At 43.3% G+C, this 25,081-nt stretch carries 19 protein-coding genes; 16 read left to right on the top strand and 3 right to left on the bottom strand.

Annotated features, from left to right (window positions below):
• Positions 1-4 precede the first annotated feature (4 nt).
• From FTU95_RS02245 to mnmG, 3 genes are all read right to left on the bottom strand, one after another.
• A complete protein-coding gene (locus tag FTU95_RS02245; protein WP_035337926.1) occupies positions 5-331 on the bottom strand; it encodes a hypothetical protein in 327 nt (108 codons plus the stop codon).
• A gap of 132 nt (positions 332-463) precedes the next feature.
• A complete protein-coding gene (gene mhpT / locus FTU95_RS02240) occupies positions 464-1,669 on the bottom strand; it encodes a 3-(3-hydroxy-phenyl)propionate transporter MhpT (protein WP_180077406.1) in 1,206 nt (401 codons plus the stop codon).
• Between the two features lie 316 nt (positions 1,670-1,985).
• On the bottom strand, positions 1,986-3,866 hold the full coding sequence (mnmG, locus tag FTU95_RS02235; RefSeq protein WP_100328704.1) for a tRNA uridine-5-carboxymethylaminomethyl(34) synthesis enzyme MnmG: 1,881 nt from the start codon (positions 3,864-3,866) through the stop codon (positions 1,986-1,988).
• Positions 3,867-4,121: 255 nt separating this feature from the next.
• Here mnmG and FTU95_RS02230 point away from each other — a divergent pair, with 255 nt between their 5' ends.
• The 16 genes from FTU95_RS02230 to FTU95_RS02155 all read left to right on the top strand — a co-directional run bounded on the left by FTU95_RS02230 (position 4,122) and on the right by FTU95_RS02155 (position 24,937).
• The gene (locus FTU95_RS02230; RefSeq protein ID WP_180077404.1) at positions 4,122-4,592 is read left to right on the top strand and encodes a hypothetical protein; all 471 of its coding nucleotides are present in this window, start codon (positions 4,122-4,124) and stop codon (positions 4,590-4,592) included.
• 145 nt (positions 4,593-4,737) lie between these two features.
• Entirely contained in the window at positions 4,738-5,625 is an 888-nt protein-coding gene (locus tag FTU95_RS02225) for a bile acid:sodium symporter family protein (RefSeq protein WP_005096695.1), read from the top strand.
• Between the two features lie 88 nt (positions 5,626-5,713).
• A complete protein-coding gene (locus FTU95_RS02220; RefSeq protein ID WP_005096694.1) occupies positions 5,714-6,601 on the top strand; it encodes a bile acid:sodium symporter family protein in 888 nt (295 codons plus the stop codon).
• Between the two features lie 130 nt (positions 6,602-6,731).
• Positions 6,732-7,637, top strand: coding sequence for a 50S ribosomal protein L11 methyltransferase (prmA, locus tag FTU95_RS02215; RefSeq protein WP_005096693.1), 906 nt, complete (start codon positions 6,732-6,734; stop codon positions 7,635-7,637).
• A 15-nt stretch (positions 7,638-7,652) separates the two neighbouring features.
• The gene (locus FTU95_RS02210) at positions 7,653-8,507 is read left to right on the top strand and encodes a DUF3426 domain-containing protein (protein ID WP_180077403.1); all 855 of its coding nucleotides are present in this window, start codon (positions 7,653-7,655) and stop codon (positions 8,505-8,507) included.
• Positions 8,508-8,903: 396 nt separating this feature from the next.
• Complete coding sequence (gene fis / locus FTU95_RS02205; protein ID WP_001086304.1) at positions 8,904-9,173, top strand: DNA-binding transcriptional regulator Fis; 270 nt, start codon at positions 8,904-8,906, stop codon at positions 9,171-9,173.
• Between the two features lie 95 nt (positions 9,174-9,268).
• The gene (gene purH, locus FTU95_RS02200) at positions 9,269-10,843 is read left to right on the top strand and encodes a bifunctional phosphoribosylaminoimidazolecarboxamide formyltransferase/IMP cyclohydrolase (protein WP_005096691.1); all 1,575 of its coding nucleotides are present in this window, start codon (positions 9,269-9,271) and stop codon (positions 10,841-10,843) included.
• 162 nt (positions 10,844-11,005) lie between these two features.
• Positions 11,006-12,289, top strand: coding sequence for a phosphoribosylamine--glycine ligase (gene purD / locus FTU95_RS02195; RefSeq protein ID WP_100357115.1), 1,284 nt, complete (start codon positions 11,006-11,008; stop codon positions 12,287-12,289).
• A gap of 942 nt (positions 12,290-13,231) precedes the next feature.
• Entirely contained in the window at positions 13,232-14,107 is an 876-nt protein-coding gene (locus tag FTU95_RS02190; RefSeq protein ID WP_005096689.1) for a MetQ/NlpA family ABC transporter substrate-binding protein, read from the top strand.
• Between the two features lie 76 nt (positions 14,108-14,183).
• Positions 14,184-15,209 carry a methionine ABC transporter ATP-binding protein gene (locus tag FTU95_RS02185; RefSeq protein WP_005171261.1) on the top strand — a complete coding sequence of 342 codons (1,026 nt, stop codon included), beginning with the start codon at positions 14,184-14,186 and terminating at the stop codon, positions 15,207-15,209.
• Positions 15,206-15,901 carry a methionine ABC transporter permease gene (locus FTU95_RS02180; protein ID WP_005096687.1) on the top strand — a complete coding sequence of 232 codons (696 nt, stop codon included), beginning with the start codon at positions 15,206-15,208 and terminating at the stop codon, positions 15,899-15,901. The genes FTU95_RS02185 and FTU95_RS02180 overlap by 4 nt, the downstream gene beginning before the upstream one ends.
• A 576-nt stretch (positions 15,902-16,477) precedes the next feature.
• Positions 16,478-20,050 (top strand): DNA polymerase III subunit alpha, encoded by a 3,573-nt coding sequence (gene dnaE / locus FTU95_RS02175; RefSeq protein WP_180077401.1) that lies wholly within the window; start codon positions 16,478-16,480, stop codon positions 20,048-20,050.
• A gap of 37 nt (positions 20,051-20,087) precedes the next feature.
• Positions 20,088-20,936, top strand: a complete 849-nt coding sequence (locus FTU95_RS02170) for an RNA methyltransferase (RefSeq protein ID WP_180077399.1) — start codon at positions 20,088-20,090, stop codon at positions 20,934-20,936.
• Positions 20,936-21,745 (top strand): serine O-acetyltransferase, encoded by an 810-nt coding sequence (cysE, locus tag FTU95_RS02165; RefSeq protein ID WP_005096684.1) that lies wholly within the window; start codon positions 20,936-20,938, stop codon positions 21,743-21,745. The genes FTU95_RS02170 and cysE overlap by 1 nt, the downstream gene beginning before the upstream one ends.
• Positions 21,746-21,865: 120 nt before the next feature.
• Positions 21,866-22,807, top strand: a complete 942-nt coding sequence (locus FTU95_RS02160; protein WP_005171266.1) for an ABUW_2363 family tetratricopeptide repeat lipoprotein — start codon at positions 21,866-21,868, stop codon at positions 22,805-22,807.
• A gap of 123 nt (positions 22,808-22,930) precedes the next feature.
• Positions 22,931-24,937: a triacylglycerol lipase gene (locus FTU95_RS02155; protein ID WP_180077397.1), complete on the top strand. Its 2,007-nt coding sequence runs from the start codon at positions 22,931-22,933 to the stop codon at positions 24,935-24,937.
• The last annotated feature ends 144 nt before the right edge of the window (positions 24,938-25,081 follow it).

Here is a 25,081-nt window from a genome sequence, read left to right as displayed (position 1 = left end):
TGAGTTAAACAGTTAAGCCGATATAACGCGAATAACCTGCTGCGCCCAAGTCTGACTTTAAGATCAGATAGTCTGAATAAGTACTGGCGGTAATTTCATCAAACATATTCACCTGATCGTCATTGGCATGCAGATCATCTACCGAACGCGGCATACTGTGCTCAAATTCATCGGTCATATATTCAAAGCCAATATCCATGGCAATAAATAAAGTATGTTCACATGGCTGTACATATTGTTCTTCAGTCCAGTCAATAATGTTCTGCTGGCAATGTGGACAGGCAATATTATCGGTGGCCTGAATATCGAGTTCGATCAATTGGTAAGGCATATAAAAACCAGTCTGTTTGCTATCCATCTATTTTAGCAAATTTTATCTGCCGATTTTACTCAATTAAAATATGAGCCATAACAAAGGAATCCGTAGATTCCTTTTTAATAGCAATAAAAATAGAAAACTGGCTTATTTATGAGCTGCCTTATAACGTGACAGTGCCGTGACTGCTACCGCTGATACAACCACCGCAGGTAAACTTGCCATAAGGATACCTGTAGTTCCCAAACCTAATGCCAAAATTTTCCCGGTTAATAACGGACCGGTCATGGCACCTAAACGACCTAAAGAAATGGCGCTGCCTACGCCTGTAACTTTACCTGCACCTGAATAAAAAATCGGTGAGATGCCATACAGAATAGATTGACCACCTGTAGAAAAGATCCCACCCATCACGCCGGCTAAAATTAATAGCGGAATCGAGGTACTGGTGAACAACAAAACCAAGGCAACAAATAAGCCGCTGTAAATAAGGGTTGCCATTTGCCACAATTTTAAACGATCTAGCAAATAACCCAAACCCAAGGTTCCTATCACCGCACCCACCTGAAACACCAGCATCACCAGAAATGCCTGCTGTTTTTGCAAGCCTTGTTCCATTAGCAGATTAGGCAACCAGCTAATCAGAATATAGTTGATCATCAAGGTAAAAAAGAAACCCACCCAAAGCGGCACTGTATTTTTATACTGTTGCTGCTTGAACAAAACCTCGACCATGCCCGGTACAGCTTCGCCAGATCTTTTTTGCGCTACCGCTGCTTTAGGTTGATCTTTAAGAATAAAGCCCATAAAAGGGAGAAGCGCTAAAGGCGTTAAACCACCAATTAAAAATAAAGTCTGCCATTGAATATCTGGAAGCAGCATAGCCAAACCGGCGACAAAAATAGCACCAACAGGCAGGCCACAATACATCAAGCTATTGAGCTTACCGCGATTGGCTTCAGTTGCTTCATCTCCAACCACGGAAATCATGGTCGGCATTGCAGCACCCAGACCCAAACCGGTCAAGAAACGCGCAGCATATAAAACCTCGATGCTCGGTGCAATTGCAGTCAGTGACATGAACACACCAAAAATAGCCACAGACAACATCAGGACTTTCTTTTGTCCCAAATAATCCGCGATACGTCCGCCAAAGAATGCACCAAAGAGCATTCCAAAGACACCCAGACTAAACACATAGCCCATCTGAACCTGATCTAAAGCAAAGCTTGCCGCAATTCCTTTTGCTGCAATTCCAGGAGCCTGAAGATCGAAACCCTCAAAAAATGCCACCCAAAAGCACAAGAAAATCGTCAATATTTTTCGTAATTTTTCACTATAAGGCTGCATCATGATTGATCTCCATCAATAACCTATAAATCGTTTGATAGCCTGACGATCCTATTTCCCCTATTCTTATCCTAATCTGGTCAGAGAAATACCACGACAATAGTCGGATTTAAGTCCATCAACTCTACTTAATACCCTTTCCATTAGACCTAAAAGCTAAAATTTATAGACTTTTTACATCTTAATAATTTTTATTATCTTTATAAATAAGTCACTTAGTTAAATAGTAGTTATTTATAATTGAAAGATAGCCGAGACTTATACAAAAATATCAGCCGATAAAAAGCCCGCATTGCGCGGGCTTTTTCACACTGTATTCTTAAGCAGATTTTTTCGTTTGTGCATTCTTACGAATCGTAATCATCACCAATTGAACAGCCGCAGGCGTCACACCCGGAATACGGCTGGCTTGCGCCAATGTTTCAGGACGTACATCCTTCAGTTTCAACGTGATTTCACGCGACAGCCCCGACACGATGTCATAATCGAAGTCGCCTGGAATACGGGTTTCTTCAAGACGTTTCATTTGTGCCACATCTTCATGCTGACGGTTGATATAACCCGCATATTTCACTGCGATTTCAATCTGATCACCGACCTGCGCAGATACATCAGAACCGGTTAACTCGGCAATTTGCGCAAATGAAATATTTGGACGTTTCAAAAGATCGATCGCTGAACATTCTTTAGATAAATCTGCGCCAGTCATCTCAACGAATTTCTTGCCCATCGGATTGTTTGGAGCCGCCCAAAGATGCTGCAAACGACCGGTTTCTTTTTCAACTGCTTCCATTTTTTCGCAGTAAACCGCCCAACGTGCATCATCGACCAGACCCAATTCACGACCGATCGCAGTTAAACGCTGGTCAGCATTGTCTTCACGTAACATCAAACGATATTCAGCACGTGAGGTAAACATACGGTACGGTTCTTTGGTGCCTAACGTAATCAGGTCATCTACCAATACACCCATATAGGCTTCATCGCGTTTTGGTGTCCACTGCTCTTGATCCCAGGCACGACGTGCAGCATTTAAACCTGCCAGCAAACCTTGTGCACCTGCTTCTTCATAACCAGTGGTTCCATTAATTTGACCAGCAAAATACAGGTTATTAATCGCTTTGGTTTCAAGGGTAAATTTCAACGCTTGCGGGTTGAAATAGTCGTATTCAATGGCGTAGCCTGGACGCAAAATATGCGCATTTTCCATACCACGGATTGAGCGAACCAACTCAAACTGCACATCAAATGGCAATGAAGTTGAAATACCATTTGGATAAAGCTCGTGCGTATCCAGACCTTCCGGTTCCAAGAATACTTGATGCGAGTCTTTATCGGCAAAACGGTGAATCTTATCTTCAATTGATGGGCAATAACGCGGCCCCACACCTTCAATTTTACCGGTATACATTGGTGATCGATCTAGACCACCGCGAATAATCTCATGCGTACGTTCATTGGTATGGGTGATATAGCAGTTCACCTGTTCCGGATGCATAGACGCATCGCCCATAAACGACATGGTTGGAGATGGGAAATCACCCGGCTGCGGTGTCATTACAGAAAAGTCGACCGAACGTGCATCGATACGCGGTGGTGTACCGGTTTTTAAACGCCCCACAGGTAAATTCAATTCGCGCAAACGTGCTGCCAATGAAATCGACGGCGGATCACCGGCACGACCACCACTGGATTTTTCCAGACCAACGTGAATTACGCCACCCAAGAATGTACCCGCAGTCAACACCACAGTTTTGGCATCAAAACGAATGCCCATTTGGGTAACCACACCTTTGACGGTATCGCCTTCGACAATCAGGTCATCAGCCGCTTGCTGGAAAATATCCAAGTTCGCCTGATTCTCTAAGGTTTCACGAATTGCCGCTTTAAAACGGACACGGTCTGCCTGCGCACGTGTTGCACGAACTGCTGCACCTTTACGCGAGTTCAAAATACGGAACTGAATACCGCCTTTGTCGGCAGCCAGCGCCATTGCACCGCCCAAGGCATCAATTTCACGCACCAAGTGCGATTTACCAATACCACCGATGGCCGGGTTACAGCTCATCTGCCCTAAAGTCTCAATGTTATGAGTTAAGAGTAAAGTCTGTCGACCCATACGCGCTGCAGCCAGAGCTGCTTCTGTACCGGCGTGACCGCCACCGATAACAATGACATCGTATACTTTAGGATAATGCATAGTGGTAATTGAGAGATAAAAAAGGATAGCTGAGTATTATAGCAAATTTCATTCTAAAGTAGACAGATTCAGTCGAATTTATCCTGAGATAAAAAATGAATCATCCTGTACAAGAATCAAGCACTGTAATTTAACTTTGCAGAGGGACTATATAAATTAAACATATAAGTTCAGAAAATTACTCGATTTACACTGTTTAATTTTGAGTATTTTTTAAGCTATATACTGCTTACATTACAAACAAAGGTATAACTGATGAATAAGAATATTTTTCTCTCAACTGTTCTGTGTGGTTTATGTTTTGCGCCATTTGTAGCCTCAGCAAATGATAAGGTCGAAACCACTTATAATGCGCAAAAGTATCAACAGGTTTGTAAAGGCAAAACCCAAGGTGCTCAAGTCAGTTTTGCTCATCGAGGCATTATCTGGAATGGAACCTGTGAGCCACAGTTTTTCGCTTCATCAAAAAATGCTTCAATCAAAGGTGATGAAGCTGAACTCATGAGTACCTGTAGTGGCAATAGTAGCGCGACCACTGCCACCATTAATGGAACCGAAGTCAAAGGTAAATGTGCTTTAGGCTTTATGCCGCCACGCCCTCAGGGACAATCCCAAATGCACAGTCAGCCAATGCAACCACAAATGAGTCAGCCGCAAATGCAGCAACCAATGAATGACCAGCAGACTCCGCCTGATGCGCAAATGCAAACTCAGCCAGGAATGTAAGCCGTCATAGCTCTAAATAGCTTACATTTCAAGTAAAAGCTTTGACGGGCAAAGTGAATACATTTTGCCCGTTTTATATTGCTTATTTATTCAGCTAGGCTACACTTAAAATCTATCTAAAAATCAATAATAAAAAGGGTTTTTCATGGATTCGGGGTTTTTTAACTTTTTTTTGCCTATTACCTTGGCAATCATGATGATGGGGCTGGGACTCGAATTAAAAATCAAGGATTTCCTGCGCTTAAGCCGCTATCCTAAAGTCATTTTTATTGCCCTATTTACACAGCTCGTGCTGTTGACCAGTATTGCTTTCTTTATTTGCCTGATTCTAGACTTAGCTCCTTTACTCGCAGTAGGTTTAATGCTTCTGGCCGCTTCACCAGGAGGCCCAACCGCCAACCTGTTTAGCTATCTGTATAAAGGCGACGTCGCGCTGAATATCACCCTGACTGCCATCAATACCATCATTTCTATTTTCACCCTACCCTTTATTATCAATCTGTCATTACAATATTTTATGAGTCACGACTCGACTGTGACATTTCCAGTTGAAAAAATGATACAGGTGTTTTTAATTACCCTGATCCCCGTGATCATCGGGATGCTGCTTCGAGCCAAATTTCCACGCTTATCCATTACCGTCAGCAAATCGATGCGCTTCGTTTCAATTAGTTTTTTAAGCATACTCTTGATATTTGCCGTTTTTAGAGATCGTTTTAATCTCTTTGAATATTTTTCCAGTATTGGTTTAGCCACTGTGATTTTATGTTTTTCCAGCCTGTTTATTGGTTATTGCATTCCGCTACTGATGGGTATTCCAGAAAAAATGGCACGGGCCTGTACCTTTGAAATCGGCATTCATAATACGGCGATTGCGATCACCATTGCGATTTCGGTCTTAGGCAATGTCACCATGGCGATTCCGGCCGGCATTTACACCATTGTCATGTATAGTTTTGCGACTATTTTCGGGGTGATGATGAGTCGCCAATATATCGCTTATCGCCATAAAAATCGTTTATCGGATTTGTAATTTATTTGGCTGAGTCTGCGATAAAGCTGTATGCTTTTCCCAAGAAAAGCAAAAGTATTAAAATAATTTTTAACAAGGAGCATGACAGATGGATTCTGGCATTATTACGATTTTACTGCCGCTTGCGCTCGCAATTATTATGGTGGGTTTAGGTCTCGAACTTACCCTCAAAGATTTCGCCCGGGTCACCCAACATCCTAAAGCTGTTTTAGTCGCATTATTTTGTCAACTGGTCTTATTGGTCGGTATTGCATTTATCCTGTGTAAAGTTTTGGCCCTACCCCCACTTCTTGCCGTGGGTCTGATGCTGTTAGCCGCCTCACCCGGCGGCAGTACGGCCAATCTGTTTAGCTATCTTTTCAAAGGTGATCTGGCACTCAACATCACCCTGACTGCAATTAATTCAGTGATTGCAGCCTTAACTTTACCGTTGATCGTTAATTTTTCGATTATGCATTTCATGCAGGACAGCCAGCAGATCACGCTCCAGCTTGGCAAAATTCTTCAGGTGTTTGGCATCATTATTATTCCTGTCGCGATTGGTATGCTGATTCGACATCATGCACCACGCCTGACTGAAAAACTGAATAGACCGCTGCGCATTTTTGCAGTCATATTCTTGATTCTGATTATTGTCGGGGCCATCTATAGTGAACGCACCAATATTGCCGAATATCTGACTCAGGTCGGTGTCGCCACGGCATTGTTCTGTATTTTCAGCCTGACCATCGGCTATTTTGTCCCCCGCTTAATGAATATAGATACCGCTCAGGCACGGGCCAGTGCCTTTGAAATCGGCATTCACAACAGCACATTAGCCATGACTATTGCCCTGACCGTGATGTCCAGCACTGCTGTGGCCATGCCTGCCGCAGTTTATTCAATCTTCATGTATATTTTTGCTGCCATTTTTGGTCTGCTGCTTAACCGCTTTGCACCATTAGACAGAACACCTCTTCTCTCTAAGGTTTCATAAGTCTTTATAGAGCCTTATATAGGGTGCTTCGGCATCCTTTTTTATTTTGGGTATGCATCAAGAAGATAGCAGCGTTGTGTCTGAACTTCCGTTACAATAGCTTTTTGAAAAATGTATAAAGGTTATTTCTGTGAAGTGGTTACAAATTCATATTACGGTTGAACAAGCTCAGGTCGATTATACTGAGACATTACTCAGCTCACTAGGCGCAGTGAGTGTGACCCTGGATGATGCTGAAAACCAGGATTTGCTGGAACCACTTCCAGGCGAAACACCACTATGGAATAAAGTGATTGTGACTGGTATTTATGCACAGGAAGAAGGCGAAGAAATTGACGTTGCTGCACTAGAAACCTTTATTGGTGCGCAAATGCCAGAAGCGCCGATCAAGCACGAATTCATTGAAGATCAGGCTTGGGAACGCACCTGGATGGATGCGTATGAGCCAATCCAGATTGCTGAAAAATACTGGATTGTACCGGAATGGATGCAAGCACCTGAAGCCGATGCAGTCAATATCAAGCTTGATCCGGGTCTGGCATTCGGTACAGGGAACCACGCCTCTACATTCTTGTGCTTACAATGGCTCGGCAAAATTGACGTTAAAGACAAAATCGTCATCGATTATGGCTGTGGTTCAGGCATTCTCGCGGTAGCTGCCCTGCTCTTAGGTGCTAAAAAAGCATATGCCACTGATATTGACCCACAAGCAGTTCTGGCCACCCAGCAAAACGCTGAACTGAATGGTGTACTGGACAAACTTTATGTCGGCCTGCCAGAAGAATTTAGAGATGAACTCGGCACTAGCAAAGCTGACGTATTTGTTGCCAATATTTTGGCTGCGCCACTAATGATGCTGGCTCCTGAGTTCGCAACTTTAATTAAATCTGAGGGACAGTTCGCACTTGCAGGAGTTATCGAAGAGCAAGTTGCTGATGTTACTAGCATTTACTCAAATTATTTTGATATATTAGACGTAGAAAAACGAGACGAGCACTGGTGCCGTATCTCGGGTAAACGCCATAAGAATGAATGAGTCTACAAATAGTTTATGAGTGACAAACGAACCCATTGCCCTACCTGTTCCACCACTTACAAGGTCACAGTTGCTCAACTCACCATTGCGCAGGGTATGGTTTGCTGTCCCAAATGTACCACTTCATTTAATGCCTTATCGCATCTGGTGGCCGAAGCCCAAAACTCGGTCACCACCTCAGCGTCTCAGGATCAAACCTATTCTCGATATAACCCACTTGCATATGGTCGCGATCAACAGCAAAATACGCACAGTCTTTTATATATTTTCGATCAGAAAGTTGAACATTCAAATATCGATCTGGAAACCTATTTAAACAATCTGAACTATTTCAGTACCGAACCTATCTCGGTACTGCCGAGCATGAACTGGGAAGATCAGGCAGAAAAACAGATATACCGCGGGCCAATGTACTATATTGGCTGGAGCATCTTGAACCTGATGCTATTTGGCATATTGCTGTTCCAGTTTTTCTGGTTTAATCCGCAATACATCAAAAATAGTCATATCATGAGTCTGGCCTTTAACAATATATGCGAGGTGTTTAATTGTTCCAATCTGGAAAAATACTACACGCTGATTCAGGTCAATAAAGTCAAGATCAAGGCAACCAGTCACAAGAAAACTGAATTTAGCGGTGAGCTGATCAACTTCCATGACCGCAGCCTGGCTTTACCGATTTTAAGAATCAATCTGGAACAGCGCGGTGAAGTTGTTGCGACCTATAACCTGTCTGCCAAAGAGTACCTGATTGAAAGTCTGGTCAATATTGAACGTATCCCGAAAAACAGTCCATTCAAATTCAAATTTGAGCTTCCTGTCGATCGTAAAAGCTTTGATCGCTATAGTTTGGAAATAATTCGCCCTTAATCTGAATAGAAAGCATTAAAAAGTTAAAAAAAGTTAAAAAAAATGCAGTTTTCTTGCTCACTTTTGCTTAGACAATGGTATGATACGCGCCACGAAAGCTATGTGCTGCAACTCCTCGCTACTTTTTCACAACAAATACAGTCTTGCCTAATGCGCTATAAAATTTATTGCGTATCGTGCAGATTTTTTTGTTTTGATTTTGGTCAGTAACAAAACTTTAACTATTGTTACGCTTATTTTTCGACCAAAACGTTGAGATGTGTCAAGCTATTGGCTCAATGCAATGATTAAGTTTTAGAACTCCAGTTTTAGGATCTAAAGCGGAGTTCATTTCAATTTTAGACCACTTTTTATATCGCTTTACCCAAGCGATATTTGTTTTTCGGATTAATTCGCATGAATAGCAAATCTCCTATTTTTACTGCACAATCTGATGTTGCTTTACGTATCCACGTAGATCGCGCAGTTCGCCACTATTTTGCACAACTGCAGGGCGAGCAACCATCTCAGGTATACGACATGGTGCTAGCAGAAATGGAGAAACCTCTTCTATCTGTAGTTCTAGAATATACACGTGGTAACCAAACACGTGCTGCCGAGATTCTCGGACTCAACCGTGGTACTTTACGTAAAAAGTTAAAAGCTCACGGTTTAATGAGTGAATAAATGATAAAATGCTTGCGGCTTCCGCAGGCATTTTTTTTAACCTGTAAATTGCTGATTTTGTTTTATTCTGTTCCTTGAAAACTGTGACGAAGATCATGACTATTAAACGCGCTTTAATCTCTGTGTCTGACAAGACTGGTATTGTTGAATTTGCACAAGAACTTGCTGCTCTAGGGGTAGAAATTTTATCTACAGGTGGTACCTACAAATTGTTGAAAGACAATAGTGTCGCTGTAGTAGAAGTTTCAGAGCATACTGGTTTCCCAGAGATGATGGACGGCCGTGTAAAAACGCTACATCCTAAAATTCATGGTGGTATTCTGGCTCGTCGTGGTCTAGACGAAGCTGTGATGGCTGAACACAACATTGATGCTATTGATTTAGTCGTTGTAAACCTCTATCCATTTGCTGCAACTGTAGCAAAACCAAACTGTTCACTGGCTGATGCGATTGAAAACATCGACATCGGTGGCCCTACCATGGTTCGCGCTGCGGCAAAAAACCATGCATCTGTAGGCATCGTGGTGAATGCTTCTGACTATGCCACTGTTGTAGCTGAGCTTAAAGCTGAAGGTGCTTTATCGCATGCGACTCGTTTCGACCTTGCAGTAAAAGCATTTGAACATACTGCACAATATGACGGCATGATCGCATCTTACTTAGGCGCTCGCGTAGGCAAACAAGAAGGTGAAGCGGACAAGTTTGCACGTACCTTCAATACACAATTGAACAAAGTCCAAGATCTTCGTTACGGTGAAAACCCGCACCAGTCTGCTGCGTTCTACGTTGAAGACACAGCGACAGAAGCCTCAGTTTCAACTGCGAAACAGCTACAAGGTAAAGAACTCTCTTATAACAACATTGCAGACACAGACGCTGCGCTTGAATGTGTTAAATCTTTTGCGAAACCTGCTTGTGTAATCGTTAAGCACGCAAACCCATGTGGCGTTGCAGTGTCTTTAGACGGCATTCAAGCGGCTTATGACCTTGCGTATGCAACAGATCCCGAATCTGCATTTGGCGGCATCATTGCATTCAACCGTGAATTAGACGTTGCAACGGCTCAAGCGATTGTTGAGCGTCAATTCGTTGAAGTGATCATTGCACCAAGTATTGCTGATGGCGTACTTGAAGTGACTGGTGCGAAGAAAAACGTACGTGTTTTAGTTTGCGGTGAACTTCCAGCAATCGATGCGCGTCAATCGCAACTTGATTACAAACGCGTGAATGGCGGCTTGTTAGTACAAGATCAAGACTTGGGCATGATTACTAAAGCTGATCTTAAAGTGGTGACCAAGCGTGCTCCGACTGAACAAGAAATTGATGACATGATCTTTGCCTGGAAAGTCGCAAAATACGTGAAATCTAATGCGATTGTTTATGCGAAAAACCGTCAAACGATTGGTGTTGGCGCAGGTCAAATGAGCCGTGTGAACTCTGCTCGTATTGCTGCAATTAAAGCTGAACATGCTGGCTTGGTGGTTGAGGGTGCAGTCATGGCGTCTGACGCATTCTTCCCATTCCGTGATGGTATTGATAACGCCGCTAAAGCGGGTATCAAATGTATTATCCAGCCGGGTGGTTCTATGCGTGACGAAGAAACCATTGCGGCTGCTGACGAAGCAGGTATTGCGATGGTGTTCACTGGCATGCGTCATTTCCGTCACTAATTGATTCAAAGTCGTATTTATTAATCCCCCTAAATCCCCCTTTGTAAAAAGGGGGACTTTTCACAAATAAAGGGACATTTTTATTCGTGAAGCCCTTCTTTTTTACAGGGTGAGAAGCATGGCTTCGCAAGGTGGGATTCTATTCTTTTGAGGGATTTTTAGATGAATATTTTAGTTTTGGGTAATGGCGGTCGTGAACATGCATTGGCATGGAAAATCGCACAAGACGATAAAGTTGCAAAAGTCTTTGTTGCTCCGGGCAACGCAGGTACAGCCACTGAAAATAAATGTGAAAACGTAAATTTAAGCATTTTAGACAATGCTGCGATTATCGATTTCGCAAAAAACAATGCAGTTGAGCTTGTCATTGTCGGCCCAGAAGCTCCATTGGTAAACGGTGTCGTTGATGCTTGCCGTGAGGCGGGTGTAAAAATTTGGGGTCCAACTCAATTTGCTGCGCAGCTTGAAGGCTCTAAAGCTTTCGCGAAACATTTCTTAAAACGCCACAACATTCCAACTGCGTTCTACGATGTATTTACAGAAGTAGATGCTGCGAAAGCATTTGTTGAAAAAAATGGTGCGCCGATCGTCATTAAGGCCGACGGTCTTGCTGCGGGCAAAGGCGTGATCGTTGCCATGACCAATCAAGAAGCATTTGATGCGATCGATGACATGCTTGCAGGCAACAAATTTGGCGATGCAGGTTCTCGCGTTGTAATTGAAGAATTCCTTGCAGGCGAAGAAGCATCTTTCATTTGCATGATTGATGGCGACAACATCTTACCTATGGCGACTTCACAAGATCACAAACGTATCTTTGAAGGCGACCAAGGTCCAAACACTGGCGGTATGGGTGCTTATTCTCCTGCACCTGTTGTGACTGCAGATGTATTTGAAAAAACCATGAATGAAGTGATGCGTCCTACCGTTGAAGGTATGAAAAAAGACGGTCACGTTTATACAGGTTTCTTATACGCAGGCTTGATGATTGATGAACAAGGTCAACCAAAAGTGATCGAGTTCAACTGCCGTTTTGGCGACCCTGAAACTCAACCAATTATGATGCGTTTAAAATCATCTTTAGTTGATTTGGTTGAAGCTGGTATTGCGGGTAACTTACCTGCGGAAGCTGAATGGGATGAACGTAAAACTGTAGGTATCGTACTTGCATCTAAAGGCTACCCAGAAACTTCTAGCAATGGTGATGTAATTTCTGGTTTAGACACAGAAATGGCAGATGCGAAAGTATTCCATGCAGGTACGAAAGCACTTGAGAATGGTGACATCGTAACGGCTGGTGGTCGTGTACTTTGTGTGACTGCACTCGGTAATACCATTGGTGAAGCGCAAGCAAAAGCGCTCGAGCTTTGTCAAAAAGTGACTTTTGATGGTGTTCAATACCGTAAAGATATTGGTTACCGTGCGATTGCTCGTGAAAATGCTTAACCATTCATTTGATTAAGTAAAAACCCCGCTGAGTGCGGGGTTTTCTTATTTTGCAATAAGGTAATTTTTAGCTAGTTTTTCATAATTTTCTTTATTTTCAAGAAATTATTGGTAATAGTCATACAAATATGGGAATTTATCGTTATAAGTTTGAACATCTACTTCAATTTTTTATATCTAAAGCATAGGTGTTTTCCTCATGCAACTTATTCAAAGCTTTATATAACTCATTAAACTCGGCGTTACCTAAGCCCCTTAACGCAACCTTTTGAAATTACATAAATTTTTAAAAAAAAACTGTATGCTCATCCCTAATAAGTTTATGCAAATCTAATACCAAGACGCCGACACCGACCCATTTATCCAAATGTGCACAGACGATGAAGTTATGTGCTATTTCCCAAAGAAGCTGAATCGAGATAACACCCTGATGTCTAGAACAGCGCAACGCTACTTTGATTCCATCAATAAATCATATATATCCATTTTTATGATTTAGATTGGATAAAATCTTATAAAGCTCACTATTTAAACAACTCCCTAAAAACCATACTCCTAATATAAATAAAATATTGTTTTAATTAATATTTTTATAAAACAACTTGGTTTTTTATTCAATTAAAGAGCTAAACAAGGCTTTGCTATCCAGTATATCGAATATAGTTTTATTGCTATGATATCGACAATCCCAGAATGCTCAAACTACTTCATGTGCTTATAAACTATCTATTTTTTCTCTCCAAAATAGATTATTTACAATCAGGTTTGTGGCATTTCTGACTTGATCGCGTTCACCAGAACGATTGCTGTAGGCTTGGATTCTTTTAGTTTAAGGCCAGTACCAACAACGATCAGGACACATACTTAGATCGTATAAAAATCTTATTTAACACGATTTAAAAATGCTTATACTCTAGGCAAGATTAAAATTAGGAAAATTTCATGAAAAAATTACTTGGCGTTTTATTGAGTGCCTCTGTATTAACTTTGACTGGGTGTGGCAAACAAGAAGCGCCTGCCAATGATGCAGCACAAGCCAATGATGCGAATGGCCTCCAAACCGTAACCATGGCATCGACCGGTTCAGATGCAGATGTATGGCGCTATATCGCCACATTACCTGAAACCAAAGCAGCCGGCATTAAACTTGATGTGAAAAATTTCACTGACTATGTGTCAATGAACACAGCCGTTGCCAATAAAGAAATCGATGTCAATGCATTCCAGTCATATGCCTATATGGTTGCGTATAACGATGCCAATACAGCAAAAATTGCACCATTGTCTACCACCTATTTAGAACCAATGGGAATTTACTCAAGCAAAGTAAAATCTTTGAATGAGTTTAAAACAGGTGCAACCATTGCCATTCCAAACGACGGTGCAAATGAATCACGCGCGTTATTACTTTTACAATCGGCAGGTCTGGTCAAATTAAAAGCTGGCTTTGACAATGTAAAAGGCACAACAGCTGATGTGGCTGAAAATGCAAAACAAATCGTGATTAAGCCTATTCAAATGGCAACTGCAGTACGTGTAAAAGATGAAGTTGATGCAATTGTGCTAGGCAATACGCTGGCAATGGAAGGCGGTTTAAACGTATTAAAAGATGCGGTTTACTATGAGCCAATTGATCAAAGCACAAAAATGAATGTAAACGTATTAGCGGTTGCAGCAGATCGTCAAACGGATCCTGTACTGCAAAAAGTAGGTGCCTTGTATCATACGCCAGCAGTTCAAGCGTATGTCGATGAAAATTTTGGTGGCACTAAAGTTGCAGTAAACAAGCCGGTGACGTATTTAACTGAATCAAAATAGTACTATAATAGTCTTTTAGAACAGGCAAGGACGATTTCTTGCCTGTTTTTTTATCCGTGATGCAGTTTTTGACACTATGATTGAATTTAAAGATATTTCAAAACAGTATGAGCTTAAGGGTCAAACCTTGCATGCCTTGAATCAGATTAATCTATCGATTCCAACCGGCAGTATTTTTGGCATCATCGGTTATAGTGGTGCCGGTAAAAGTACCCTCATCCGTCTGATTAATTTACTTGAGCGTCCAAGCTCAGGTCAGATTATCATTAATGGAACAGATTTTACCGCACTCGATGCCAAAACATTGCGTCAAGAACGTGCCAATATCGGCATGATTTTCCAGCATTTTAATTTAATGCAAACCAAAACCGTGGCGGCCAATATCGAAATGCCTATGAAGCTTCTGGGCTGGAGCAAGGCTGAACGGGAAAAACGCCTCGAAGAATTATTAGATTTTATTGACCTGAAACATAAACGGCAGGCTTTTCCGGATGAATTGTCTGGTGGTCAAAAACAGCGCGTCGGGATTGCCCGTGCCCTTGCCAACCATCCCAAGATTTTACTTTGTGATGAAGCGACTTCGGCACTCGATCCACAAACCACCAAATCAGTTCTGCAATTACTCAAAAAAATCAATCAAGAGCAAGGTATTACCATTGTCATGGTCACTCATGAAATGGATGTAATTGAAACCGTCTGTGATTATGTCGCTGTGATGGAAAAAGGTGATGTGATTGAAACCGGCAGCACGCTACAGATCTTCAGTCAGCCGCAACACCCGACCACCAAAAATTTTATTCAAACCGTGCTTCAGCAACATTTGCCGGTCAATATTCTGAATAATCTGGAAAACCAGAATCATCACAGTATTTATTGTTTAAAATTCCTTGGCAGCTCGGCTCAGGAAACGGTGATTCAGGCCGTGATTAAACAGTTTGATATCAGTTTAAATATCCTGTTTGCCAACATGACCGAAATTAATGGTTCGGTGATTGGTCAGATGTTTATTCAGCTCCTGGGTGATTCCGCAGAGATTAGCGCTGCAGTGCAATATCTGAAAGATAACGGCGTACAGGTAGATCAAGCAGGAGTACAGGCATGAGAGATTTAATTGTACAGTGGCTGACGACAATTACTGCGCCGTTCTGGAAAAGCTCGCTGTCGATGGATCAATTTGTGACAGCGCTGCAAGAAACCTTTCATATGGTGTTCTTCGCAATGCTGTTTGGCTGTATCTGGGGTTTTATTCAGGCAATTACTTTAGTGGTGACGCGTCCTAACGGCATCTTGCAAAATCGTGTGATTTATCACGGTCTCAATCCGATTGTCAATGCGCTACGTTCACTACCATTTATTATTCTACTGATTGCCGTTATTCCGCTGACCAAGTTTTTGGTCGGCACTTCAATTGGTACTTGGGCCGCAATTGTACCACTGACTATTTATGTCGGCCCTTATATTGGTCGCTTGGTTGAAACCTCATTACTGGAAGTGAATGAAGGCATTATTGAATCTGCGCAAGCGATGGGTGCAACCCCAATGCAGATTATCTTCAAGTTTGTCTTACCTGAAGCACGTAGTTCACTGATTCTGAACCTGACCACTGCCACCATCAGCTTGATTGGTGCAACAGCAATGGCGGGTGCTGTCGGTGCCGGCGGTATCGGTGATCTGGCCATTTCTTACGGTTATCAGCGTTTCGATACCTCTGTGGTGATCATGACGGTGATTGTGTTATTGATTTTGGTACAGATTGTACAAAGTCTGGGGGACTGGTTGTCCCGACTTCGTTAATCTAGTTTTTATGTATGAATAAAGCCCTCTAAAAGAGGGTTTTATTGTTTTTAATACTTACGAACCCTTTCTCATTATTTCAAAGTAAAGTCCTGCAACTATTTGATACGTGCCACGGCGACAGGAAGTCGCCCGTTGATCTGTGGTACTGGGATGTACCATCAGATAAAGGGGTTTTGTTACTTTTGCCCCGTCAAAAGTAAGGCACAAATATTACAAAGTTAAAATTGAAGTAAAAATAACGAAATTCTATTTTTCAAATAATGTCATGAATAAACTTACTAATATTTAAAATTCTTCTTTTACTTTTGAAAGATGAATAGCACTGCTATGCAAGGTAACAAAAATCTTCTGTTGGCTTGATGATACTTCCTTGTGCCACAGATCAACTAGCGACATCCATGTCGCTAGTCAGAAATTCAATTTCGGTTAACAATGCCGTCTCGTTATAGATATGAACAAAGCCCCAAATCAACATTTAATTAAAATCTAAAAGTTCAGCATTTCCCCTCATTTTCAAACTGAAACAATAAATCCCATGTTAAACTATTCAATGGTTTTAGCAGGGACTCATCTATGCACTTTGTTCATCTTGGTATTCATACAGAATTTTCGATTACTGAATCCATCGTACGGATACCTGACCTGGTCAAAGCTGCCGAAAAAGAACAGATGCCTGCCCTCGCGCTGACGGATCTGTCTAACCTGCATGCCGCAGTCAAGTTCTATGGCAAATGTTTAGGCAAAGGCATCAAGCCGATCCTCGGTTCTGAAATTCGCCTGAATGATGCCGAACATCGTATGACCTTATTGGCGATGACCAATAAAGGCTGGCGTAACCTGACTGAACTGGTGTCTGAAGGCTTTATCAGTGGTCAGCAATTAGACATTCCCTGCGTACAAAAACAATGGATTTTAAACCAGTCCGAGGACATGATTGCCCTGCTCGGCATGCATTCCGATGTCGGCAAGATGCTGATGAGTTCAAATCCGCAAAAAGCGGAACCCTTGCTGGAAGAATGGGTCGAAAAATTCGGCAATCGCGTTTATATCGCCCTGACCCGCACCAACCGTCCGGATGAAGATGACTTCATTCTGGAAGCAGTGAAACTGGCCAAAAAATATAATATCGGTGTAGTGGCACATAACGACGTGCACTTCATGACCCGCAATGATTATGAAGCCCACGAAGCCCGGGTGTGTATCGCCGATGGTTATGTACTGGGGGATAACCGCCGCCCTAAAACCTATTCACCTGAACAATATTTTAAATCTGCTGAGGAAATGGCAGAGCTGTTCTCGGATATTCCCTCTGCGATTGAGAACACTTACCACATTGCCAAACGCTGTAATGTCACATTGCGACTGGGTCAATACTTTCTGCCGGATTATCCGATTCCTGAAGGTCATACCATTGATACTTTCTTTGCACACTTGTCCAAAGAAGGTCTGGAAGAACGTCTGAATTTCCTGTATCCACCTGAACAGCGTGATGAACACTGGCCAGAAGTTCGCAAGCCTTATGATGAGCGAATCGAGTACGAGATTAATATCATTAACTCGATGGGGTTTCCGGGCTACTTTCTGATCGTGATGGACTTTATTCAGTGGTCGAAAAGTAACGGCGTTCCAGTAGGCCCGGGGCGTGGTTCAGGTGCAGGCTCACTGGTGGCTTATAGCTTAAAAATCACCGATCTTGATCCGCTACGTTATGAATTACTCTTCGAACGTTTCTTGAACCCGGAACGTGTGTCGATGCCCGATTTCGACGTCGATTTCTGTATCGCAGGTCGTGACCGCGTGATTGACTATGTGGCGCGTACTTATGGCCGTGATGCAGTTTCGCAAATTGCCACCTTCGGTACCATGGCGGCCAAAGGTGCGATTCGTGATGTGGCGCGTGTCTTGGGTAAATCTTATGGTCTGGCCGATCGTATCTCGAAAATGATCCCGACCAAGCCTTTAGGCCTGAGTCTGCTGGAATCCTTAGAAGCCGAACCACAGCTTAAAGATATCGTCACCAATCCATCCAACCCAGATAATGATGATGCGGCTGAAATCTGGGAAATGGCACTAAAACTGGAAGGTATTACCCGAAATACCGGTAAACATGCCGGTGGTGTGGTCATCTCGCCAACCAAAATTACCGATTTCTCTGCCGTTATGTGTGAGGCTGATGGTACTTCACGCGTGGCACAGTTCGATAAAGACGATGTTGAATCTGCTGGTCTGGTCAAGTTTGACTTCTTGGGTCTGCGTAACCTGACCGTAATTGAAGATGCAGTTAAAAATATTAATAAACGTATCAAATCTGACAAGCCTTTAGACATTGCCTATATCCCGCTTGAAGATAAAGACGCGTATCTGGTTTTTGCCAATGCCAACACCACCGCGGTATTCCAGTTTGAATCCGTGGGCATGAAGAAGATGCTGAAAGAGGCACGCCCAAGCAAATTTGAAGAAATTATTGCCTTCGTGTCGCTGTACCGTCCGGGCCCGATGGATCTGATTCCTGACTTTATCCACCGGATGCATGGAGGCGATTTTGAATATCTGCATCCCTTGCTTGAAGGCGTACTAGAACCCACCTACGGGATTATGGTCTATCAGGAACAGGTCATGCAGGCTGCACAGTACTGTGCCGGCTATACCCTCGGTGGCGCGGACTTGTTACGTCGTGCCATGGGTAAGAAAAAACCGGAAGAGATGGTCAAACAGCGCCAGATCTTTATTGAAGGTGCATCGAAAAAAGACATTGATGAAGCCACTGCCAACCATATTTTCGACTATATGGAAAAGTTTGCCGGCTATGGCTTTAACAAATCACATGCTGCGGCCTATGCTTTGGTTGCCTATCAGACTGCATGGCTAAAAGCGCATTATCCGGCGGAATTCCTGTCTGCGGTGTTGACCTCGGAGATGCAGAACACCGACAACGTGGTATTCCTGATTGATGACTGTCGCAAGAATCATCTGGAAGTTTTACCACCTTCCGTGAATATGTCGCTGTATCAGTTCCATGCCACGGATGAACAAACCATTGTCTATGGTCTGGGTGCGATTAAAGGTGTCGGTGAAGCTGCGATGCAATCAGTGATTGACGCGCGTACACAAGAAGGTCCTTTCCGTGACCTGTTTGATTTCTGTCATCGTATTGACCTGAAAAAAATCAATAAACGTACCCTGGAAGCATTGATTCGCTCCGGTGCGCTGGATTGTTTAGGCATTGATCGTGCCGACCTGATGGCACAACTGCCTGAAGCGGTGCAAGCTGCGGAACAGGCGCGCTCCAACCGTGAAACCGGCATCATGGATCTGTTTGGTGAAGTGGAAGAAGTTCAGCGCAAACCCTCTAAACCGGTCAAGCCATGGGCGGATGAAGTTCGCCTGAAAGGTGAAAAAGACACCCTCGGCCTGTACCTCACCGGCCACCCGATTGATGTCTATCGTAATGAACTGAAATCCTTTGTACCTAGTCAGATCAATGAGCTGACGCCGACCCGCCGTGGCGTGACCACCGTATTTGCAGGACTGGTGGTGGATATTGCCAATTTCCCGAACCGGATGATGATGACTCTGGATGATGGTACGGCGCGTATTGAAATTTCAGCCAATCATGAACGTTTTAACCGCTTTAAAGAGATTATCCAGCTGGATAAAGTTGTGGTGATTGAAGGTGAAATCTATGAGCGTGAAGGCTTTGACCGCCCAATGGGACGTCTTACTAAAGCCTTTAGCCTGAATGAAATTCGCCAGAAGCGTGCCAACAGCATTAAAATCACCCTAACTGCCGAGCATTTCAGTAAAAGTCTGAGTCGTGACTTGCAGCAGATTTTGACGCCATATACCAATATCGACATGTCAGCGCATATTCCGGTAATTCTGTATTTAGACTATCCTTATGCTACGACCGAACTTCATCTGGGTCTCAACTGGAAAGTGGCGCCACGGGACGAACTATTGGCTAAATTGCGTGATTATTTTGGTAAAGAAGCATTGCATATTGAATATCAGGTCAAGTCCAAAGCCGCCAAAGCTGTTTCTTATGAACAGGCCAAACCGGTCAATGTTCCACCGCCACCTGCTGGCATGAGCATGGACAATGCGCTGGAACTGTATCAGGCTGAATCCCAGCCACAATATTCATAAATCCTGATCTTTAAAACACCTTTAAATTGGAATCCTCATGAGTCAAATTGACAATGCTGCTGTTTCAGCACATCTCTCCCATGTGCGTATTGTCATGGTCAATACCACTTTACCTGCCAACATCGGCAGTGCTTTACGCGCCATGAAAACCATGGGCCTGTCCAAGCTGGTTCTGGTGGCGCCAAAAACCTATCCGCATCCGGATATTGATGCACTGGCCGCAGGCGCAACTGACCTGATCGAGCAGATCGAGATTGTAGAAACGCTCGAAGATGCCATTAAAGACTGTCAGATTGTATTCGGTACCAGCGCACGTAGCCGTACCATTCCCTGGCCGCTGTTAGATGTGCGCCCTGCTGCGACAAAAGCCATGAGCGCCGTGGTACAAGAGCAGCAAGAAGTTGCAATTCTATTTGGCCGTGAAGACCGCGGTCTGACCAATGAAGAACTGGCAATGGCCAACTATCACCTGACCATTCCAGTCAATACCGATTACGGCGTACTGAATGTGGCTCAAGCCATTCAGGTGATCTGCTATGAAATGCGCATGGCAGCCATGAGCCAGATTGAACAACCACGTGATGCTAAAGCAACCATGCAAGTCATTGATGGCATTGAAATGGAATGGGATGAGCCTTTGGTGAATCATGCGCAGATGGAACAGTTCTATCCGCATTTGGAAAAAATGCTGGCCGAAATTGAATTTATGGACCCAAAAAATCCAAGATTATTGCCTTTACGCTTGCGTCGTCTTTTTGGACGTATACAATTAGATCGTATGGAATATCATTCACTTCGTGGTATTTTCAGCCGCGTTCAGGCCTTAAATAACGGCACCTGGAAAAAATCTTCACATACATCATCACAGGACGAGGATCAAATCTAATGCTAAAACAGCTCAAAGAAGATATACAAGCTGTCTTTGCGCGCGATCCTGCAGCACGCAATACCTTAGAAGTCTTAACCACTTACCCTGGCATCCATGCGCTGATCATGCATCGCATGGCACATGAGCTATGGAACAAAGACTGTAAGGGAACTGCACGTGCATTGTCTTCATTTAGCCGTTTTGCGACTGGTATTGAAATACATCCGGGCGCCAAGATAGGCCGTCGTTTCTTTATTGATCACGGCATGGGTGTCGTAATTGGGGAAACTGCAGAAATTGGCGATGATGTTACCCTCTATCATGGGGTGACTTTGGGTGGAACGACCTGGAATAAAGGCAAACGCCATCCAACTTTAGAAGATGGCGTGGTGGTTGGTGCTGGTGCCAAGATTTTAGGGCCATTTACTGTCGGGAAAAATGCCAAGGTCGGTTCTAATGCGGTCGTGACTAAAGCAGTTCCTGAAAACACGACGGCTGTGGGTAACCCTGCACGCTTTATTACCAAAAACAAACCGAAGGATGATGCAGAAACCCGTCGTCGTGATTATGCAGAAAGTATCGGCTTCCAGCCCTATGCTGCAACTGAAGACCAGTCTGATCCAATTCTGGAGGGTATGCGCATTCTGCTGGACCGTATTCAGCAAAATGAAAAACGCATGAACAACTTGTGCAACCGTCTTTCTTTGCTGGATCCGACCTTTAATAAACAGCAACAAGATGGGCAGCCTTTAAGCAAAAAAGAATTACAGATTCTGGAAGAAGCGCGCCGTGAATGTGAAGCTCAAACCAGTCAGTCTAAAGCCTGAATAGAGCGTTCAATTCTGTAACATGCATTTACTTGCATGATCGTTAGAGTTTTCATAGACTGACGGTCATGTGATTTTTGTACTAGCTGTTTTAAAAAATAACACGAATGGATGAATATTATGACCTTTAAGCCCTTGGCACTTGCTTGTTTAGCATTCACAATGACTGCATGTTCGACCGTCTCTCAGAAGTCTGCTGAGAAACCTGTGGATCAAGTGGTTTTTGTAGAACCTGAATTAAGTCCGCCATTTTATGCATTAAATCCATTCAATTATAATGAACCACCTCCGTTTGAGGTGCATTTGCAAAAAGCTGCGGCTCAACCCGTGACCAAAATGGTCGTGACTCATCCAAATGATCCATCCAAGCAATTAACCTTGGATGTCAATAAACTGATTATTCCCATTGTAGACAGCAATACACGTTCAATGCGTTATGCGGCTCTGGCAAATACCAATGAAATCGACATCACCGAGATTGATGATTTCCTGCAAATGGTGGAAGGTAAAGCACGTCATTATCCACCACGTTTTAGCGATCGTCAGGAACGTCGTGGCTTTGAAGCCAAACTGCGTGAAGTCACTCAACAGCTGGATACTTTAGCTGCACGTGAAAATGCCTCTTTCGATGTTCTGGTACGTGCATTTAAAGCCAGTGTCATGGCACGTAATCTGGATCTGGGTTCAGTCTATACCACCAAATCCCTGACCTATGCACAACGAATTCTTAAGATCAACCAAGATGATCCTGAAGTGAACTTCTGGTTCGGCTTTGGCCTGTCCGAAGGTGGCGGTCAACGTGAAGCGATCCCTTATCTGGACAAAGCCATGAAAGCTGGCGTTCAGGAAGCCTATCTTGCTGCAGCCAATAATTATATTGCGCTGGAACAGAAAAAAAATGCGGCTCAAACCTTGGCAAACTATAAAGTGAAATACCCGCAAGAAGCTGAAGTGGCAGACCGTCTGATTCAGGAAATTGAGAAACAAGGTCGCTGGAATGTTTGGCAAGTTCTGCAAACCGCAAATCAAGCTCCAGCTGCTGCAACGCCTAAAACGCCATAATCAAAATTTATCTTCTTTCTCTGATTACAAATAGACTGCTACGGCGGTCTATTTTTATGAGAAAAAATTAGTAAAATACAAACCATTATCCAAACTTACAACTTAAATTCAGTGAAAGGTTTTATGCACGAAAAAATAAATAAAAGATTAATACTGTGCACTTTAGTCATCACCAGCGTGCTGAGCGGCTGTCAGGTGGTCAGTGTTAAGGAACAGGCACTTAATGTCACACTCAGCAATGAGCGTGACAGTATTTTGACGCGCGACAAACTGAGCGAAGCCAGTCTAAATGTGTTGTCCATGACGGGGCGTGAAGCCCAGATCTGTATTGACCAGCCCGAAGAATGTGTAAAGGATCTTAAAAAGATTCCCCAGATTTTAGATGAACAATTACTTTCTACAGCAAGTGAGTTGTATCTCGCCAATTCTTTACAGAATGCCAAGTCAGCCGAGTGCAACACCAGTGTTTTGAGCAAGACCCAATCTCAGGAAAAGCAACAGCTGCAAAAACAGAATATCCAGAAATGTCTGGATCAGCAGCTCAGCATGCTGGATAAAAGCATTCGTTATAGTTATGCCTACCTGTTTAAAACCGAGCGTGCCCCGCAAGACCGTATTTTCGACAACCGTCAGGTTCAGATTCGTGATTTTTACAACCTGGCGATTGCCCATCTGATTCAACGCTATGCTGAACGTTATGAAACCAAGCGTTCCGGCCAACGGATTCAGGTGGGTAACAGTGTGTATAGCATTGATCTGGAAAATTTTCCGCAGCTGAAAAACCAGCCCATTGAGCAACTACTGTCCACCTACAACATGAACTTCTCTGGACTGCGTTCAATTACCCGTCGTGACGGTTTTGGTTCAGAGTTTTTAGTGGTTCTACCGGAGCAGCAACCATCCGAAAAGGATAAAAAATATATTACTGACCCACTCAATCACAAATATCCGAATGGTATCAATCCCAATATCCATGCAGCACGATATCTGGCCACCACGATCACCGCTGTACCTAAATCAGCCAATAGTACTGAACAGATTTTATCGACCTCCGAATTTCATCTGAAACTCTATGATCCCTATAAATATGAAAAAATTAAGGTCGCTTCTAAGGAATATGCTCTGGCAGCCAATTTTTCAGCACCTTATGGTTTATGGCTGGCCGAGAACAATCTGGGGCGTCTGGCCTATCTGACCCTGATTGATCGGGATGATAGTCTGAGCATGCCCCACCTGTATATGCTGGAACCTTATAATCCGAACAAGAAGATCCTGGTATTGGTCCATGGTCTGGCCAGCAGCCCCGAAGCCTGGATTCGTATGACCAACGATATTATGGGGGATCCGGTTCTAAGAGAAAACTTTCAGGTCTGGCAGGTGTTTTATTCCACCAACATGCCGATTCTGGAAAGCCATTTTCAAATCAATGCACTGGTTCAGCAAGGATTTGCCCAGGTCGCGAACAATGCCGCAGCTAAAAAAGATGCCGTACTGGTCGGACATAGTATGGGCGGCGTGATTGCCCGTTTGATGGTCAGCAATGCCGATATCAGCCAAGATGCTTTTAAACTGGTACAAAATACCCGTATTGAACAGTTTAAGGATAAACCGCTGTTTCAAGCACGCCTGCAAATGCAGCCGATTCCAAATTTTAGTCGGGCGATTTTCTTGGCCACACCGCATCGTGGCACAGAATATGCCAATCGCTGGCATACCAAACTGGCGCGTAAAATTATTCGGGTTCCAGGTGCATTTTTAGGTGCCTTTGCTGATACTTTACAAGGCGAAATCGGATTAAAAGAATTTGTCAAAGAACTGGGACATGACCTGATTCAAAATGGCCCGAGTGATTTGAGTGAAAATTCGAAATTCAATGCGCTGACTAAAAACATTCAGCCCTATACCGGCTTCAAATTTCACTCCATCATCGGTAATACCGTAGATACTACAGAACCTCAGCTGATGAGTGATGGCATTGTTTCCTACGAAAGTGCTTATTTGCAAGGTGCGGTATCCAGTAAAGTGATCAAGGGTGGCCATTCCATTCAGGAAACCCCTGAGGCTGTACTGGAATTGCGCCGGATTCTCAGATTACACCTGTCTGACCTTGGTCTTTATGATCCCGAATAAACAATTCCCTTAATTTAAATCAACCACTGCATGTTCACATCCAGTGGTTTGTTTTTTAAAATTGGAAATCATGCTGAATAAAAACTCAGACCGACAGATCTGTCGCATGACTTAAACATTCATCTGGATTTCATTTCTTTCTAA

Origin of the sequence: Acinetobacter sp. YH12208, from assembly GCF_013418055.1 — a bacterium.
Lineage (GTDB): Bacteria > Pseudomonadota > Gammaproteobacteria > Pseudomonadales > Moraxellaceae > Acinetobacter > Acinetobacter pseudolwoffii.
This window is presented reverse-complemented; position numbering and strand designations above follow the sequence as displayed.